General features: G+C 61.9%; 16 protein-coding genes. 4 read left to right on the top strand and 12 right to left on the bottom strand.

Annotated features, from left to right (window positions below; translation table 11 throughout):
• Nucleotides 1-71 precede the first annotated feature (71 nt).
• The 4 genes from EDC39_RS02045 to EDC39_RS02035 all read right to left on the bottom strand — a co-directional run bounded on the left by EDC39_RS02045 (nucleotide 72) and on the right by EDC39_RS02035 (nucleotide 1,605).
• Nucleotides 72-410 carry a hypothetical protein gene (locus tag EDC39_RS02045; protein ID WP_148894437.1) on the bottom strand — a complete coding sequence of 113 codons (339 nt, stop codon included), beginning with the start codon at nucleotides 408-410 and terminating at the stop codon, nucleotides 72-74.
• Nucleotides 411-466: 56 nt separating this feature from the next.
• The gene (locus tag EDC39_RS02040; RefSeq protein ID WP_148894436.1) at nucleotides 467-940 is read right to left on the bottom strand and encodes a ferritin-like domain-containing protein; all 474 of its coding nucleotides are present in this window, start codon (nucleotides 938-940) and stop codon (nucleotides 467-469) included.
• Between the two features lie 15 nt (nucleotides 941-955).
• A complete protein-coding gene (locus EDC39_RS15250; RefSeq protein WP_187426598.1) occupies nucleotides 956-1,120 on the bottom strand; it encodes a hypothetical protein in 165 nt (54 codons plus the stop codon).
• Between the two features lie 65 nt (nucleotides 1,121-1,185).
• Nucleotides 1,186-1,605 (bottom strand): secondary thiamine-phosphate synthase enzyme YjbQ, encoded by a 420-nt coding sequence (locus EDC39_RS02035; RefSeq protein ID WP_148894435.1) that lies wholly within the window; start codon nucleotides 1,603-1,605, stop codon nucleotides 1,186-1,188.
• A gap of 102 nt (nucleotides 1,606-1,707) precedes the next feature.
• Here EDC39_RS02035 and EDC39_RS02030 point away from each other — a divergent pair, with 102 nt between their 5' ends.
• Nucleotides 1,708-2,661 carry a glucosaminidase domain-containing protein gene (locus EDC39_RS02030; RefSeq protein WP_187426597.1) on the top strand — a complete coding sequence of 318 codons (954 nt, stop codon included), beginning with the start codon at nucleotides 1,708-1,710 and terminating at the stop codon, nucleotides 2,659-2,661.
• Here EDC39_RS02030 and EDC39_RS02025 read toward each other — a convergent pair.
• From EDC39_RS02025 to EDC39_RS01990, 8 genes are all read right to left on the bottom strand, one after another.
• Nucleotides 2,655-3,701, bottom strand: a complete 1,047-nt coding sequence (locus EDC39_RS02025) for a polysaccharide deacetylase family protein (RefSeq protein ID WP_187426596.1) — start codon at nucleotides 3,699-3,701, stop codon at nucleotides 2,655-2,657. The two genes, EDC39_RS02030 and EDC39_RS02025, sit on opposite strands and share 7 nt — an antisense overlap.
• Nucleotides 3,698-5,143: an HD domain-containing protein gene (locus EDC39_RS02020; RefSeq protein WP_246140153.1), complete on the bottom strand. Its 1,446-nt coding sequence runs from the start codon at nucleotides 5,141-5,143 to the stop codon at nucleotides 3,698-3,700. Before EDC39_RS02020 ends, EDC39_RS02025 begins: the two co-directional genes overlap by 4 nt.
• Nucleotides 5,144-5,361: 218 nt before the next feature.
• Nucleotides 5,362-5,709 carry a histidine triad nucleotide-binding protein gene (locus EDC39_RS02015; RefSeq protein ID WP_148894431.1) on the bottom strand — a complete coding sequence of 116 codons (348 nt, stop codon included), beginning with the start codon at nucleotides 5,707-5,709 and terminating at the stop codon, nucleotides 5,362-5,364.
• Complete coding sequence (locus EDC39_RS02010; protein WP_148894429.1) at nucleotides 5,684-7,876, bottom strand: ATP-binding protein; 2,193 nt, start codon at nucleotides 7,874-7,876, stop codon at nucleotides 5,684-5,686. The genes EDC39_RS02015 and EDC39_RS02010 overlap by 26 nt, the downstream gene beginning before the upstream one ends.
• A complete protein-coding gene (locus EDC39_RS02005; protein ID WP_148894428.1) occupies nucleotides 7,876-9,006 on the bottom strand; it encodes a metallophosphoesterase family protein in 1,131 nt (376 codons plus the stop codon). Before EDC39_RS02005 ends, EDC39_RS02010 begins: the two co-directional genes overlap by 1 nt.
• Before the next feature lie 6 nt (nucleotides 9,007-9,012).
• Nucleotides 9,013-9,972 carry a peptidase U32 family protein gene (locus EDC39_RS02000; protein WP_148894427.1) on the bottom strand — a complete coding sequence of 320 codons (960 nt, stop codon included), beginning with the start codon at nucleotides 9,970-9,972 and terminating at the stop codon, nucleotides 9,013-9,015.
• On the bottom strand, nucleotides 9,969-10,730 hold the full coding sequence (locus EDC39_RS01995; RefSeq protein WP_148894425.1) for an SAM-dependent methyltransferase: 762 nt from the start codon (nucleotides 10,728-10,730) through the stop codon (nucleotides 9,969-9,971). Before EDC39_RS01995 ends, EDC39_RS02000 begins: the two co-directional genes overlap by 4 nt.
• Complete coding sequence (locus EDC39_RS01990; RefSeq protein WP_148894424.1) at nucleotides 10,730-11,479, bottom strand: TlyA family RNA methyltransferase; 750 nt, start codon at nucleotides 11,477-11,479, stop codon at nucleotides 10,730-10,732. Before EDC39_RS01990 ends, EDC39_RS01995 begins: the two co-directional genes overlap by 1 nt.
• Before the next feature lie 261 nt (nucleotides 11,480-11,740).
• Between EDC39_RS01990 and EDC39_RS01985 the strand changes: the two genes are divergently transcribed.
• The 3 genes from EDC39_RS01985 to EDC39_RS01975 are packed head-to-tail and all read left to right on the top strand — an operon-like array spanning nucleotide 11,741 to nucleotide 15,823.
• On the top strand, nucleotides 11,741-12,127 hold the full coding sequence (locus EDC39_RS01985) for a response regulator (protein WP_148894422.1): 387 nt from the start codon (nucleotides 11,741-11,743) through the stop codon (nucleotides 12,125-12,127).
• A 58-nt stretch (nucleotides 12,128-12,185) separates the two neighbouring features.
• The gene (locus tag EDC39_RS01980) at nucleotides 12,186-14,141 is read left to right on the top strand and encodes a PAS domain-containing protein (RefSeq protein WP_148894420.1); all 1,956 of its coding nucleotides are present in this window, start codon (nucleotides 12,186-12,188) and stop codon (nucleotides 14,139-14,141) included.
• Nucleotides 14,138-15,823: a sigma-54 dependent transcriptional regulator gene (locus EDC39_RS01975; protein ID WP_148894418.1), complete on the top strand. Its 1,686-nt coding sequence runs from the start codon at nucleotides 14,138-14,140 to the stop codon at nucleotides 15,821-15,823. The genes EDC39_RS01980 and EDC39_RS01975 overlap by 4 nt, the downstream gene beginning before the upstream one ends.
• The last annotated feature ends 198 nt before the right edge of the window (nucleotides 15,824-16,021 follow it).

Genomic DNA, 16,021 nt, shown 5'->3' with positions numbered 1-16,021 from the left:
CTCCTGTCCCTGGCGGGCGCCCCGGGCCCGCCGGCAATCGCTGGCAAAACTAATGACAGGAGGTGACGATGTCAAGGGACCATCAGGTCGAAATCGAACAGGGGTTCGAGCGGCAGCCTGAGCCTGACCAGGGGAACGGGAAGAAAGGAACGAAGATTCGCCAGCCGCCACAGTTGTTCCAGGTCGCCACCGTCGGGAGCGAAGGCAACCACGCCCCGGGCAAGAAAGACGACACCTATCACCAGAGGAAGAGCGACATTGACCAGAAAATAGAGGCCGGTGCCGCAACTTCGGCCCCAGAGGCGACGCAATCGGCACAGGGGCGCCTCTTCCCGCTCGCGCAGAACCCGCCACAGTGTGGTGACCGAAAGAAAGATCGCGAACAGCCCCATGAGCAGACAGCGGTTCATCTTGGGTCCTCCTTTCCTGCGATCCGCCGCGGCGGCCCTGTCACCGGAATCAGGTGTCAGTTCTCGCTCAGAAAATGCGCCTCGTAGAGGTCCTCCAGTTTCTGCAGATGCCGGCTTTCGTCGTTGCCGATGCGGCGGAAGAGCTCCGCCATGGGGGCGCCGGCACATCCCTGGGCCATCCGCTGGTAGAAATCGAGGGCGTTCTTTTCCAGGTGGATGGCGTAGGCGAGCGCCTCCCGCACCCCGGAATCGGGCGCCAGGTCCTTCTTGCTGAGCACATAGTCGAGATTCATGGTCGGCACCGGCCGGTTCAGCTGGTGCTCGCCGCCCATACTCCCCTCGACCAGGGCCTTTTCCAGCTCGTACTTGTGCTCGAGCTCGTCCAGGGCCATCTCCTTCAGGATATCCCTGGCCGCCTTGTCGCGAACTATCAGGATCCCGCGCAGATAGTGCCGGAAACTTTCATTCTCCATCTCGATGGCCATCTCCAGGGCGGCCTCGAACGTATGACAGACCTGTGAGTTGCTCATTGCTCTCTCCCTCGGTCAGTAGATGACAATATAGCCATGCTTTTCCGCAATCCGTGAAATTTCCAGAACATCTTCGATGCGGTACTCCTCTCCGTCCAGCCGAAAGATGTAGCCGCCTTCCGGCTGTTCCTCGGCCAGGGCGATCAGGGCTTCAAAGGTCGCTGTCTTGATCGTCTGCATCTCGTTTTCTCTTTTCCCAATTATAGGGCAAAATTTCCGGCTCTGCGGCCATAGGCAGGGATTTTTCACTCGCCGATGATCTTGACCAGTACCCGCTTTCGGCGCCGTCCGTCGAACTCACCGTAAAAAATCTGCTCCCAGGGACCGAAATCGAGCCGCCCGCCGGTGACGGCGACCACGACCTCGCGCCCCATGACGGTCCGCTTCAGGTGGGCGTCGCCATTGTCCTCGCCAGTCAGGTTGTGCCGGTAGCGCTCCAGCGGCTCGTGCGGCGCAAGTTCCTCCAGCCAGCGCTCGAAATCATCGTGCAAACCCGACTCATCGTCATTGATAAATACCGAAGCCGTGATATGCATTGCATTGACGAGACAGAGTCCTTCGCTGATGCCGCTCTCGACCAAACAGGCTTCGATCTCGGGCGTGATGTTGACGAACCCCCTACGGGCGGGGATCTGAAACCAGAGTTCCTTGCGGTAGGACTTCATCGACGCGCTCCTCTCAATCAGTCGACGGACAACGGGTTGCATCGATTTTGGGCGCATGGTATATGATGCGGCCCTATGCCCGACGCACAGTCGTTGAAAACGATGAAAAAGACCTTCAGTCTGACTCTCATATTTCTGCTGGTACTGCCGGCCCTGCTCAGCGGCGGCTGCCGCGAGCCAACCGGCGACGGCCAGGTCGAGCTCCTCATTCCGCCGCGGGTGATCGCCCCGAAAAGTTACACCGAGCTGGCGGACATCTTCAACCGTCTCGATTATGACCTCGACACCCTCGACCGAGGGGTTCCGCCGCTGCTGCTGCAGCGTTTTCCGCCGGACATGGGGCGGATTCCCACCGTCGGCGAAAAGAAGCGCCTGTTCTATCTTGGCCTGCTGCCGATGGCGCTGATGCTCAACGAGGAGATCCGGCTCGAGCGGAAACGGCTGCAGCGCATCCTGGGCCGCGTCAGCGCCAAACGTCCCCTGTCCATCGTGGACAGGGCGTTTCTCGACAGCCTGCAGCAGGCCTACCATGTCAGGGGCGACGTGCTCCGTTCGGCGGCCGTGCGGGAAAAGCTGCTACGACGCGTCGACATGATTCCGGTCGAGCTGCTGCTGGCGCAGGCGGCCAACGAATCGGCCTACGGCACCTCCCGCTTCTGCCTCGCCGCCAATAACCTGTTCGGCGAGTGGACCTTCGTCCCCGGCACCGGCATCGTTCCGGAAGGTCGCCCTGCTGGAGAAACCTACGAGGTGCGGGTCTTCTCCTCCCTCTACGAATCGCTCCGCTCCTACGCCCGCAACATCAACACCCACTGGGCCTACGAATCGCTGCGCCGCGAACGGGAACGCCTGCGCCGGGAAGGCCTTCCCCTGTCCGGCACGCAGCTCGCCGGCGGCCTGCACCTCTACTCGACCCGCCGCCAGGCCTATGTCGACGATATCCGCGCCCTGATCCGGCACAACCGGCTCGAACGCCTGGCCCGATCGGAGCTGAGGCCCTCCCTGCGCCGCAAACTCTACGGACGCCAGGACACCCTGGTGGCCGTCGCTCAGTAACCGCGTTCCGGGACGTCCGGCCGGATCCAGAGGTGGCTGTACCAATGCCAGCCGCCTCCGAGGCCCGGCGCCGTCAGCGTGTACTTGCCCCGCCGCCCCGAAATCGGTCCCGCCGCACGAACCCGCAGCAGACCCCGGTTTTTGTCGATCCATTCGATCCGCGCACCCGGCTGTCCGGAAACATAGCAGGTCAGCCGGTCCAGGTCGACCTGGCCGGGGGCAATCCCCAGAGTCAGCACCGGCGGATTTTCCGCCGCCAGCACCGGCGACAGGGGCCGGACGGCGAACACCGGCAGACGCCGCATGGCGAGCTTGCCGGCAAATTGCTTCGGGTCGGCGTACGGTCCGCCCATGGGGAATCGCGGCAGGGCATAACGGTCGCTGGCCGTGGTCACCACCCCGGACTGCTGGGCGACCGCGGCGCGAAATCCCATGCGCTTGAGCAACTGCTCTACGGCCGGGTCATATTCGCCGTAGGGATAGGCGAACAGGTCGGGATCGATGCCAAGGTGACGGCGAAAGGCGGTGCGGGCCTGTTCCAGGTCGTCGCGCAGCCGCTGCAGCCGCTGCTGCTCGGTCTCCCCAGCCTTGCGGTCGACCATGTGCAGATGAGCGGCCGAATGGCTGCCGATTTCGACCCCCCGTGTCATCAGCTCACGGATCTCGTCCCAGCCCAGGTAGGAAGCACCGCCGACGGCGTCGGTATTGATGAACAGGGTGACCGGAAAGCCGTACTCCTCCAGCAGCGGCAGCACACGCAGAAAACTGCGAAAGCCGTCATCCACCGTCAGCACCGCCAGCGGACGGTCGAAGGCGGCCTTGCCTTCCAGACGGTCGACCAGTTCGCCGAGGCTGACAACCGCAACCCCGCTCTTCTTCAGGATCGCCAGGTGCGCCCGGAAATCTTCGAGGGAAACGTTGGTGGAAGGATACCGCCGCTCACCGAAACGGTGATAGATGAAGAGATTGGCCCGGCCGGCCGCAACCACCTGTCCGACACTGACGCAGAGAAACAGCAGGAAGAGAATCGCCGTTTTCATTCGACATTCTTCTTCACCTGGCTGCGCAGGTACTTGCGGATGGCGTTGCGGGCGCGCGGGGTGATGGCCCATTCGAGCCATTTCGGCAGCACCTGCGGTTTTTCTGCCCGCTCGATGGCGACCTGGTCGCCGTCCATCAGCCGGGCCTTGAGCAGCCGGGTCTTGCCGTTGATGCGGGCGCGCCGGGCATGCAGGCCCAGCTCCTCATGAATGTCGAAGGCGAAATCGAGCACGCTGCTCCCCTCGGGCAGAATCCGCGACTCGCCGCGCGGTGTGTAGACGCGGATCTTGGACGAGGCCAGCCGCAGGCTTTCGGTGTCGATCGCCGATTCCCCCTCCATCAGCGACTTCATCAAGCTCTTGAAATTGCTCAGCTGAAAATCGAAACCCGGCGCCAGAACACCGGACTCGTTGAAACGGGCGAACTTGCGCGTCGTGATCTCGACCCGCAGCCGGTATTTGCCAGCCTGCACCGTTGTTTTCAGGGCCTGGTAGCCGTGCTTGGACGTGGTGTAGAGATGATCGCGCAGCTTGCCGGGAATGGGCGGAAAGAGGCTGTGCAGAATGCCCAGGGCCAGGTAGGCATCCATGGTGCGATCGACCTGAATCTCCAGAGTGTAAAGGGTGGCAAGCCCCCTGCCCGTGTCCCGGGCTGCGGAAATCGAAAACGGCCGCCAGCGGTCACGCTGCAGGGTCGAAAGCTTGTGATGTTCGAAGGAATTGGACAGAACGGCGCGTATCTTGCGAAGGCTGCTTGCGGTTTCCTGCTTCAGCTGCTCGATGATCCGTCGGTAGCGGGCCGCGCGGTTGGGATAGATGGTGGTCAGTGCCAACGCCTCGAGTTCGGTGGCGACATAGCCCATGCCCAGATGCCGGGCGAGGGGCACGTAGACCTTGCGCGTCTCTTCGGCGATGCGCTGCTGCTTGGCCGGCGCCAGGGCGCCGATGGTCCGCATGTTGTCGATGCGATCCCAGAACTTGAGGCAGAGAACCCGCACATCCTCGATCGCCGCCAGCAGCTGTTTGCGGTAGGTTTCGGCCTGCAGCGCCTCCTTGCTCAGCCGGTCGTCCTCGACCTTGGTCAGGCCGTTGACCAGCAGAGCGACCTCGCCGCCGAAATTCTCCCTGATGTGCTCGAGGGACAGGTCGGTATCCTCGACCACGTCATGCAGAACCGCGGCGATGACGGAAGGAAAGTCCATCCAGTGGCGGGCGGCCAGATGCGCCACCCGCAGCGGATGAAAGAAATAGGGCTCTCCCGACTTGCGAAACTGCCCGTCGTGTGACTTGCGGGAAATCTGGATCGCCTGCTGCAGATCGTCGATCGACCTGTCCAGTTCCTCTTCGCTCAGCTCGCCACCGTGATGGGTGACCAGCAGCTCCATCATTTCATTGATCAGGCGCAATTCCCGGCGCTGGTCGTATTCCATGAGCTCCGCCAAGGTTCTCTCCCGCAACGATGAGAATTCCGGATTGCCCAACCCGGTTCAGTCGATAATAAAAAAAAATCCGCGCCCGGAGAAGAGCAAAGATGCACCGGACAAGACGGCGCGTGCGGACCGTCTTCCGACGGAAAACCTGCGAGGGATCGAGACCCTTCCCGCCGTCCCGGAATGGGGGCGTTAGGGGGGGGAGGAGAAAAACGTTTTTCTACCCCCTGCTAGCCGGGCGGCCAGCCCATGTCACGACCGCCGAGCAGGTGGAAATGGATATGCCAGACAACCTGGCCGCCGGCGGCATTGCAGTTGTTGACGATCCGGAAACCGTCCTCGGCGAAGCCGCGGTCGTGAGCGATCTTGCCGGCGATCTGGTAGATGTGGCCGATAAGCTCGTTATCGGCACTGGTGAGATCGAGCGTGGTGCGGATGTGCTTGCGCGGAACGATGAGATAGTGGTGCGGCGCCTGAGGATTGATATCCTCGAGTACCACCAGCCGGTCGTCCTGATACACGAACGTTCCCGGTATCTCACCGCCGATGATCTTACAGAAGATGCAACTGTCCGGCATGGGCCTCCTCCTGTCGCTGTGGTTTTGCGGATGCACGTCTGTCCAAGGTTATCACATGCCAGCCTTCACGTGCGGCCTTGCGGCCGAGTCGTTCGTCATGGCTGAACAGAATCACCTGATGCCTGCCGGCCAGCCGAGCCAGCAGATGCAGCGCCAGCTTCTGCCTATGCTGGTCGAGGTTGACCAGGGCATCGTCGAGCAGCAGCGGCAGGTGCCGCCCCCGGGAAAACTGTTCGACCAGACCGAGCCTGACGGCGAGAGAGAGGGTATCGCGGGTTCCCTGGCTGAACTGTTCGCTCCCTTTCCAGCTCCCCGAGGCGGTCATGATATCGATCTTCAGATCGTCGCGCAGCCGGATTTTTCCGTGACGGCCGTCGGTGAGCAAGTGCAGGTAGCCGCCGACCCTTTCGGCAAAACGCTGCAGGTAATTGGCGCGAAAATCGTTCACCGCCTGCTGCAGTTCACCGCAGGCGAGGGTCAGAATGCGTTTCTTCCTTTCGAGTGCGGCGACCTCGCGTGACAGTTCCTGCTCCCTCTCTATCAGCCGGGCACGATCGGCGACCGGGGCGGCCAGCCCGATCCGGCGCTCGAGAAGCCTGGTTCGGCGCTCGCCCAGTTCCTCCAGTTCCCGGCGTTTGCCTTCGAGCGCACGCTCGGCCTGTTCGAGATCGTCGGCCTGAAGATCGACTCCCTGGCGCAGCTGCCTCCCCCGGCTCTGCCGTTCCTCGACCAGCGCCAGTTCCCGCGCCAGCTCCCGGATGCGCACATCCACCTGCCGCCGATCAGGCAGTACGGCCAAGGCGGCATGCACCTGCCGCAGCTGCTCGAACAGCTCGGCCCAGGCATCGCCGCCATCGGCCAGCAGGACACACAGCCTGTCGGCATCGATCCCCAGCCGATCGGAGAGTTGCCGGCAGATACGGTGCAGCTCTGCAGAAGATCGCAGGTTGTCCGAAGCGACGCTCTGTCGCCGGGTCTTTTTCCGCCCGGACAGCCTCAGGGCGAAAACGGTGAAAAGCCAGAGAAGGGCAGCGGCAAAATGGGGATAGAATCCCCACTCGGGCCGAAGATGACGGGCCAGCAGGGAGCCGCCGACAGCCAGCAGCGTCCCGAGGCCGAGGCCGACCCGGCGCCACAGCCGTCCCCGCCGATCTCTTTCCTGGTCCCGGTCCGGTAACGACCCGGGCAGAAATCGCGCCAGCTTCGTCCCCTGCTCGAGCAGACGCAGAACCTCGTCTGGAAACGGCATCGCCGGCGACAGGGACAGACGCCGTGACAGCTCGACGTGCAGTTCCCTTTCGCGCTCGAGCAGCTCGCCCAGCGTCTGCCGCCGCTGCTGCCATTCATCCAGGGTGGCGGTCAGCCGTTCCTTCTCCCGGGCGAGGTGCCAGTAACGGCTGATCCACTGCAGATAGCGTTCGCCCTTCGCCAGTTCGCTCCGCTCACGCTCGATTCTCCGTTCGAGCGCATCCAGCTCCGCCTCCAGGGCAGTCAGTTCCGCCAGGGCGGACTCGGAACGGCGCAACTCCTCCCGAATCCGCACCAGCTCCTTGCGGGCGCTCTCGAGCCTCCGATCGCGTGTCTTGTCCTTGCCCCAGGGATTTTCGGCCGTGATCGCGAACAGCGACTCGCGCAACCGGGTGAGCACCTGGTCGTAATTGACATCTCCTCCGCCCGAAAGCAGATCCTTGATCCGCTCGGCCAGAGAACGCCCGAAATCGAGAGAGAGGGCGCCCTGGCCGAAAAAGAGAGACGAACGGAACAGATCGGGGTCGCGAAAGCCGATCAGGCGTTCGATTTCGTTCAGATAGGCCTCCCGCTCTCCCGACCGTCCCCGTGGCGAGGCCTTGCCGGCAACCTGGTGCGCCGGCTGATACAGGTGATCGGACCAGGTCAGGGAGACTTCATCGGTCAGCAGATCGCGCTGCACCGTGACCGTTCCCTCGGCAGTCTCGAACCTGACACATGCCCGGCAGATGCCCGGCCGAGTCCAGGGAACGAAGCGCCCCTTGTCCCTGACGCCGAACAGCACGGCCGGCACCGCGTCCATCATCGACGACTTGCCGGCCTCGTTCGGCCCGATCACCAGGTTGAGGCCGCGGCGAAATTCGAAGGTGGCACGCACAAAGGGGCCGAACGCCTCCAGCTCGAGGGCGCGCAGTATCATTACCGCCCCTCCACGATCCGGAACCGGACCAGGATTTCCCTCAGCGCCTGCTCGATCTCCCGACGCTGTTCGTCATCGTCGGTCCGACGCAAGAGCTTTCTGAATCGGCGGACGCACTCGCCCCTCACACTCTCTTCGCGGGCCAGTTCATCGAGCCGCTCATCGCTCAGCCAACGGGTTTCGTCGACCAGGTCGAGGTGGAAGAACGCGGAGCGACAGCGCCCGGTCAGCCAGTCGATGTCGAGTGCCCGCTCGAGGGTGCCGTGCAGCCGCAGCCGCACCAGGTCGTCGCAATCGGCCGCGGCTTCCACCATCCGGGCGACGGCCTCGCCGGTGATGCCGGCTTCGAGCTCGATCGTCTTTTCGACCAGCTTTCGCGTCTGGATTTCCACCGGCCGCACCGAAGCCGTGCGTGGGCCGATTTCGACCAGCAGCACATAACGCGGCCCGTTTTCGCCGAACCTCTTCCCTTCCGGCGAACCTGGATAGCAGCCGTACAGCCGCCCCCCCAGCGACAGCTCCTGAAAGCGATGGTAGTGCCCGAGGGCGAGATAATCGAGATCCCAGTCCTGCAGGTCGGTCAGGGCAAAGGGCAGATCCTTGCCTCGATAGTCCCATTCGGGGCTTCCCTCGAGCGAGCCGTGCAGCAGCCCGACATGCAGTCCGTCGTCGAAACGGCGGCGCATGCCGGCGAGAAGGGCCGCCGGCTCCTCTGCCACGCCGGCGGCGAAACCGTAGAGGTAGACATCCTCGCGGCCGACGCGAAGCTTGACCGGGGTGGCGACCTGAACGTCGGTCAGCAGAACCGCCGTCGGAAAATTCTCCCGGCGATAAACGCCGGTGCCGGCAAGCTGGTGGTCATGCGTCCCCGGCAGCAGGACGACGCCGATCCCCGCATCGTCCAAACGGGCGAACGCCCCCTGGACAAAACCGACAAGTCCGCTGTCCGGATCGCACCGGTCGAACAGGTCGCCGGCGACCAGAACCAGCTCGACCTTTTCGGCGATGGCCAGATCGACAATCCGGGTAAAAGTGGCGAGAAAATCCTCCCGACGTTGCTGCTCCCTGGCGCCCAGCGTCGGAAAGGCGGCGCCAAGATGCAGGTCGGCCGTATGCAGAATCCTGATCATGCGACTCTATTCGTCCCGGCAGAACTCGGGATAGTAACAGACATTGGTGGAACAGGGCGTGCCGAAGCGTTTTTGGTGCGCCGCGACCGCCGCCCGGCGGTAGGCGGCTCCGTCGCCCCTGGTCTCGGCCAGTTGCAGGCAATCGCACGCCAGGGCGAGGTTGGCCAGCTTGAGCCGGGTCGGCGCTCCCCTTCCGACCAGCTTCAATCCATGGATGCCGGCTGCCTTGAGGGCGGGAATGGCGCACAGACCACAGCCGTGCCGGCGGTTGCTGCGCGACCAGCTCGTCTGGCGCTCAAGCACCGGCTCGAGGGATTGCCGCGCGGTAGGATCCAGGGGGCTGATCTCGTACGGAATTTCACAGGGCCAGATCTTGTCCGGACTGCTGTGGTGGAAGGTGCAGAGTCCTTCGGTGTTGGGACATTTGCCCACCAATAGAAAGGCGTCGAAACACATCCCGGGAACCTGCCGCACGATCGCCGCCATTTCTTTCACCGAAAGATGCCGGGGCAGAATCGCCCGGCCGATGCCGTGGCGCGCGTAGAGCCTCACGGCAGCCGAATTGCCGAGATGCGCCAGGGTGCTGGCGTGATACTCGAGCTCGGGAAAGGCGTCGGCAAGGGTCCGCAGCAGACCGAAATCGGCGAGAATGACGCCGGCAAGACCGGCCGCGGCCGCCTTCTCGACCAGCTCCATCAACTCGGCATACTGCTCTTCGTCGTAAAAGGGGCTGTTCAGGGTCAGATAAAACGGGCGTTGCGCACGGCGGCAGGTGCTTACAGCGGCCAGAAACTCCTGCAGGTCCCGAAACTGGGCACCGGCGAATGTTCGCTGGTTGGCGGACGCCAGCAGGCCGTATTTCTGCAGCCATCCCGCTGGCACCACGCCGCCATAGAGTTCGTCGGCGCCCGCCGAAATCAGCGCCTCGACTTCCTGCAGATTGTCAACCGGACTGATCAGTTTCATGCGCGGTGTTTCCAGACATGCTCCCAGCGCCAGTTCCACCAGTCACCGCCCGGTTCGGCGGTCAGGGTCTCCCCGACAATGACCAGGGTCAGGGACGGCCGCGGGTTGTTCTGTCCGAGATTGAAGAAATCACGGTCACCGACCCGTTCCGCCATCGTATCGAGGTCAGCCAGCACGATCTCCTCGCCCGGCAGGCCGATGCGGTGCAGAAGTGCCATCGGCACGTTCTTGCCGTAACCGCGCCGGAGAACGGCCACCAGCTCGGGCAACGGGATGTTGTTCATGTAGATGAGCAGGGTCACGCCGGGGGCGGCGAGCTCTTCCAGTGTCGGGGCGTCCGGACCGTCTCCCAGCGTTCGAGGCGAGGCGATGATGGCCCGGTTGCAAACGCCGGGCAGATCGAGGGTCTTGCCGAGCCGGGCGGCGGCAGCGTTGGCGATGCCAACCCCCGGCAACACCTTCACCCGCTCACCGAGAGCATCGATGAAAGGCTGAAAGGGGGAATAGAAGGTCAGGTCGCCGGGAACAAGAAAACTGACCGGCGCCTGTTCCGACTCGCTGCGCACCCGGGCGATCAGCTCCTCGTAGCTGTAGTCGAACGGGATGAGAATCTGCTTGCCCTGCAACAGTTTGGCGAAGGTTTCGCCGTAGGGCTCGGGCGCATAGACGGTCGCAGAATCCTCGAGGGCCCGTGCTCCGTCAAGAGTCAGCATGCCGGGATCGCCAGGGCCGGCACCGATGAAATAGACGGGAAACATCAAACACCACCTCTTTTGAACAGGTGCAGCAGGAATTCACGATTGCCCTTCGGACCGGGCACGGGCGACTCGATGCTCTGGCCTACGGTCAGGCCCAGCTCCCGGGCGGCATCGGCGACATCCTGCAGCGCCTTTCGCCTCAGCGCGGGATCGCGCACCACCCCTCCCTTGCCCACTTTGCCCCGACCAACCTCGAACTGCGGCTTGACCAGGGCGATGATGTCGGCCTCCGGCTGCAGCAACGCCAAGGTCGGCGGCAGCACCTTGGCAAGCGAAATGAAGGAGGCGTCGATGACGGCGAGGTCGGGCAGCGGATCAAGGCGATCGGCGGTAAGATGTCGGATGTTGGTCCGCTCGAGATTGATCACCCGCGTATCGTTGCGCAGGCTCCAGGCGAGCTGGCCGTAACCGACGTCGACGGCGTAGACCCGGGCTGCGCCATGCTGCAGCAGACAATCGGTGAAGCCGCCGGTCGAAGCGCCGACATCGATAGCGACCCGCCCCCCGATGCGAACGGGAAACTGCTTCAGGGCAGCCTCGAGCTTGAGACCGCCGCGGGAAACATAGGGGATATCCTCCCTCTTGAGCCGCAGTTCGACGTCGACGGCAACCTGGCTGCCGGCCTTGTCGATGCGCTGCTCGTTCACCAGCACCTGGCCGGCAAGGATCAAGGCCCTTGCTCTCTCCCGTGAACCGGCAAGCCCCCGTTCGACCAACAATCTGTCCAGTCGGATCTTCTCGCTTGACATGAATCGGGTATCAGAATGATTGAAGCAGTTGCAGATAACGGCAAGTTAACACAGCCCCCTCCCCCGAACAACCGGTATCGACCGAAGGAAGAAGCGCCTGCCACCCGGCCGCTCGGCTGAAAGACGATACATGCTGACGCATTTTCACCAAAAATGTGTTAAATATTATGAGACAGGCAGGAAGGCTCCAATTTCCCCAAGCATGAACGCCGCACGCAACCTGTGGATATCAAATGTTTTTTCCTGAAGGGACCCCAGGGAATGAATGAACAGATCCTTGTTGTCGATGATGAAGAGAGCATCCGTTTCACCTTCAAATACCTCCTTGGCGACCAGGGCTACCAGGTCGAAACCGCCTGTTCGCCGGAGGAAGCCCTTGAGCGGATCAGCCAGCGGGAATTCGATCTGATCTTTCTCGACCTGCTGCTCGGCCTGCATTCCGGTCTGACCCTGCTCAAGGATATCAGGCAACAACTTCCGAACACCCCGGTCGTCATGGTGACCGGAGCTCCCGACGAACAGACCGTCAGCGACGCGATTCGCAACGGCGCCTTCGCCTACATCCCCAAGCCCGTCCGCCAGGACACCCTGGAAACCATCACCCGCAAGGCCCTCGATTACCGGGCATCGCTCGCCGGGACAAAATAGCGGCACAATTTTTGTACTTCCGTAAAAGCCCCCGCTATGGAGGAGAGATTTCCGTGTCATGCCCGGATCGAGCCTGAGTGAACTGTTTGAGTCTCTGCCCGTTCCAGCCTGGATTGAAGATTTTTCCGCTGTCAGGAAAAGAATCGACCAGTTGCGCCAAAACGACATCCAGGACTGGAGCCTGTTCTTTCTTCAGCACCCCGACATAGTGCGCGAATGTGCCGGCCTGGTGCGTATCCTTGATGTCAATGGCAAAGCCCTCGAACTGTACGGAGCAAAAAACAAGCAGGAGCTGCTGACCAACCAGGAACGTGTTTTTACCGACCACAGCTTCAGGATCTTCTCCGAAGAGCTGGCGGCCTTGGCCGAAGGCAGCACCGAGTTCTCCACCCGGGTCCAGCACCGAACCCTGCAGGGAGAAGCCATCTACATCGATCTTCGGGCTTCCATCCCGACCGGCTACCACGACAGCTGGGAAAGAGTGATTGTACTCACCCTCGATGTCACCCGCGAGACCCTGGCTGAAGAAGGACTACGCAAAAACCGGGAACATCTCGGCTCCTTTTACCGCAACACTCCGATCGCCTACCAGTCCCTCGACAGCAGGGGATGTTTCCTCGATGTCAATCCCGCCTTCGAGCGGATGCTCGGCTACAGTCGTGATGAATTGATCGGCAAACCTGTGGCCGACCTGCTGACTGAAGAATCACGGCAAAAACTGCAACAGCTGTTTCAGGCTTTCCTGATGTCGGACCAGGTTGAAAAGGGCGAGATCACCATGCTCGACAAAAACGGCCGTCCCCTCGACATCATGGTCGAAGGGCGCCTGGAAAGAGACCCGGAAACCGGCAGACTCCGGACCCATTGCCTTTTGCACAACATTACGGAAAAGAAGCGCCGGGAAAGCGAGCTGCAGCGCCAGAAGAAGAGCTACCGTCAACTCTTCGACCAGTTCCAGATTCTGTTCGACGGCATTCCCGATCCCCTGATTCTCATTACCCCCGACCTGGAAATAAGCTGGGTCAACAAAGGCGCCGTCAAGGAAACAGGCAAAAGTCTCGATGTCCTGCTCGGCCGTCTCTGCGAGGAGTTGCACCGGGAATGCAATCTCCCCTGTGACGCGGCCATGGTACGCTCCTGCCTGGAAACGGGCAAACCGGCCACGTCACTGGTGGGCACACCAGATGAACGTTCGTGGGGTCTGCGCGCCTTTCCGGTCATGAACGACCAGGGGCAAGTCATCCAGGTAATGATCATCGCCCACGACGTGACCGAAAAGATTCGGCTGCAAGCCGAGACCATGCGCACCGGCCAACTCGCCGCCCTGGGCGAACTGGCCGCCGGCGTCGCCCACGAAATCAACAACCCTATCAACGGCATCATCAATTACGCGCAAATCCTGATCAACAAGGCCCGCCGGCAGGGCGAACGGAACGAGATCGCCGAACGCATCCTCAAAGAAGGGGACCGCATCGCCACCATCGTCGGCAACCTGCTCAGCTTTTCCCGTGACAAAATCGAGGAAAAACGCCCGGTTCGGCTGCAGGATATCCTGGACGAGGCGATGACCCTCTGCGAAGCGAGACTGCGCAAGGACGGCATTCATCTCGAAATCGACATCCCGCCGGACATGCCCTGCATCCGCGGCATGCACCAGAAACTGGAGCAGGTCTTTATCAATCTGATCAACAATGCCCGCTATGCCCTGAATCAGAAATATCCGCAAACCGACCCCGACAAGCGTCTGACCATCTCGGCAACCCCTCTGCCCGGTGGCGAGCTGGCCGAAATCGTGGTGCACGACCGGGGCACCGGCATCCCCGCGCACCTCGTCAACCGCATTACCAATCCGTTCTTCTCCACCAAGCCGCAGGGAGAAGGAACCGGACTTGGCCTGAGCATCTGCCATGGTATTATTCAGGATCATGGCGGCAGCATGAAATTCGACAGCGTGGAAGGAGAATTCACCCGGGTCATCATCCGATTGCCCGTGGCCAAAAACGAAACGACATGAGTCACCGCATCCTCTGCATTGACGACGAAGAAAGCATTCGGCTGACTTTCGCCAGTTTTCTCGAAGACGAAGGCTACCAGGTCGACACGGCAGCTTCGGCCGACGAGGCTCTGACCCTGCTCGATCGCAACGAATACGACCTGATTTTTCTCGATATTCTGCTCGGCCGTCATTCGGGCATCAACGTGCTGCGGGTCATTCGCAAAAAAAGACTCGATGCACCGGTCATCATGGTCACCGGCGCCCCCGAGGTCGACACTGCCGCCGATGCGGTTCGGCTGGGCGCCTTCGACTACATTTCCAAACCGGTCCGGCAGGAAACCCTGATCCGACTGGCCAAGCTGGCACTGCAGCACAAGGAGCTGCTGACCCAGAAGCAAAACTACCAGGCGCATCTCGAAGCGATCTTCCGCTGCCTGCGCGACGGTATCCTGACCGTCGACAACCAACTTCGCCTGGTCGAAATCAACGATGTCGCCAAGCAGCTTCTCGGCATTGCCGGCGAAACCATCGGCGAGTCCCTCGACAGCATCGGCAAAGCCGGAAGGATCTGTGCCGACCTGATACGCCAGACCCTCGAAAGCAGGCAACCGGCCGAACTCTACCGCAGCGAATTGCCGGGACTGCAACGGGTTTTGACCCTCAACTCCGCCCCGCTGACAACCCAGGACAGCCGTTTCAGCGGTGCCGTTCTGGTTCTGCGCGACGAAACACGCATAGTCGCCCTGGAAAAGGACATCCAGGAACGAAACCAGCCGGATAATATGATCGGCTCCTGCGAGGCCATGCAGAAGCTCTACCGCCTCATCCGCTCACTGGCCTCGGTCGATACCACGGTACTGATCACCGGCGAATCGGGGACTGGCAAGGAACTGGTCGCCGAGGCGCTGCACACCATGGGCGACCGGCGCAACGGACCGCTGGTCAAGTTCAACTGCGCCGCCCTGCCGGAAAGCCTGCTCGAAAGCGAACTGTTCGGTCATGTCAAGGGGGCCTTCACCGGCGCCGTCAAGGACAAGATCGGCCGTTTCCAGAAGGCCAACGGCGGCACCCTCTTTCTAGACGAGATCGGTGACATCTCGCCCGCCATGCAGGTCCGGCTGCTGCGGGTATTGCAGGAAAAGACCATCGAACGGGTGGGCGACTCGACCCCGATCAAGGTCGATGTCCGCATCGTCGCCGCGACCAACAAGGATCTGCTCGAAAAAGTGCAGGCCGGTGAATTCCGGGAAGATCTCTATTACCGTCTCAATGTCGTCAACCTCAGACTGCCCCCCCTGCGCGAACGTGGCAAGGATCTCGATCTGCTGGTCGATTTCTTCACCAAGAAATTCAACGCCCGCTTCGGCAAACAGATCCGCGGTGTCTCCGAAGACGTAATGACCGTCTTCCGCAGCTATTCCTGGCCCGGCAATGTGCGCGAACTCGAACATGCCATGGAGCACGCTTTCGTCCTCTGCCAGGAATCCCTGATCACCACTGATCACCTCTCCAGCGACCTTATGGCGCGGGTCGGTTCACCTCAGTCTCCCGGCAGCACCCATTCCGACAGGTTTCGCGACGACCGGGAATCGATTCTCGAGGCCCTGCGCCAGGCTGGCGGCAACAAGACCCGGGCCGCCAAGATACTCGGCATGAGCCGCCGAACCATCTACCGCAAACTTCGGGAGTACGGCTTGTAACACCCTCCTGTCCGCCAGTGTGTCATGACACACCTGTGCCTTGACACAGTTCACACCTGTGGCACACTGGCACGACCCACCAGTCGCCGGTCGACAGCGTTTGCCCGCTGACACAACACCCCGGGATTTGTTGACGGAGATTTTTTCTCCGCCACAAATCACCGTCCGACAAACACTTACCCCACCTCATCGAACCAT

This window comes from Geothermobacter ehrlichii (assembly GCF_008124615.1).
Lineage (GTDB): Bacteria > Desulfobacterota > Desulfuromonadia > Desulfuromonadales > Geothermobacteraceae > Geothermobacter > Geothermobacter ehrlichii.
This window is presented reverse-complemented; position numbering and strand designations above follow the sequence as displayed.

Excerpts from the sequence above, each read along its gene's own strand:
- EDC39_RS02045 (WP_148894437.1), bottom strand. The coding sequence starts at position 410 with ATGAACCGCTGTCTGCTCATGGGGCTGTTCGCGATCTTTCTTTCGGTC.
- EDC39_RS02040 (WP_148894436.1), bottom strand. The coding sequence starts at position 940 with ATGAGCAACTCACAGGTCTGTCATACGTTCGAGGCCGCCCTGGAGATG.
- EDC39_RS15250 (WP_187426598.1), bottom strand. The coding sequence starts at position 1,120 with ATGCAGACGATCAAGACAGCGACCTTTGAAGCCCTGATCGCCCTGGCC.
- EDC39_RS02035 (WP_148894435.1), bottom strand. The coding sequence starts at position 1,605 with ATGAAGTCCTACCGCAAGGAACTCTGGTTTCAGATCCCCGCCCGTAGG.
- EDC39_RS02030 (WP_187426597.1), top strand. The coding sequence starts at position 1,708 with ATGAAAAAGACCTTCAGTCTGACTCTCATATTTCTGCTGGTACTGCCG.
- EDC39_RS02025 (WP_187426596.1), bottom strand. The coding sequence starts at position 3,701 with ATGAAAACGGCGATTCTCTTCCTGCTGTTTCTCTGCGTCAGTGTCGGA.
- EDC39_RS02015 (WP_148894431.1), bottom strand. The coding sequence starts at position 5,709 with ATGCCGGACAGTTGCATCTTCTGTAAGATCATCGGCGGTGAGATACCG.
- EDC39_RS02010 (WP_148894429.1), bottom strand. The coding sequence starts at position 7,876 with ATGATACTGCGCGCCCTCGAGCTGGAGGCGTTCGGCCCCTTTGTGCGT.
- EDC39_RS02005 (WP_148894428.1), bottom strand. The coding sequence starts at position 9,006 with ATGATCAGGATTCTGCATACGGCCGACCTGCATCTTGGCGCCGCCTTT.
- EDC39_RS02000 (WP_148894427.1), bottom strand. The coding sequence starts at position 9,972 with ATGAAACTGATCAGTCCGGTTGACAATCTGCAGGAAGTCGAGGCGCTG.
- EDC39_RS01995 (WP_148894425.1), bottom strand. The coding sequence starts at position 10,730 with ATGTTTCCCGTCTATTTCATCGGTGCCGGCCCTGGCGATCCCGGCATG.
- EDC39_RS01990 (WP_148894424.1), bottom strand. The coding sequence starts at position 11,479 with ATGTCAAGCGAGAAGATCCGACTGGACAGATTGTTGGTCGAACGGGGG.
- EDC39_RS01985 (WP_148894422.1), top strand. The coding sequence starts at position 11,741 with ATGAATGAACAGATCCTTGTTGTCGATGATGAAGAGAGCATCCGTTTC.
- EDC39_RS01980 (WP_148894420.1), top strand. The coding sequence starts at position 12,186 with ATGCCCGGATCGAGCCTGAGTGAACTGTTTGAGTCTCTGCCCGTTCCA.
- EDC39_RS01975 (WP_148894418.1), top strand. The coding sequence starts at position 14,138 with ATGAGTCACCGCATCCTCTGCATTGACGACGAAGAAAGCATTCGGCTG.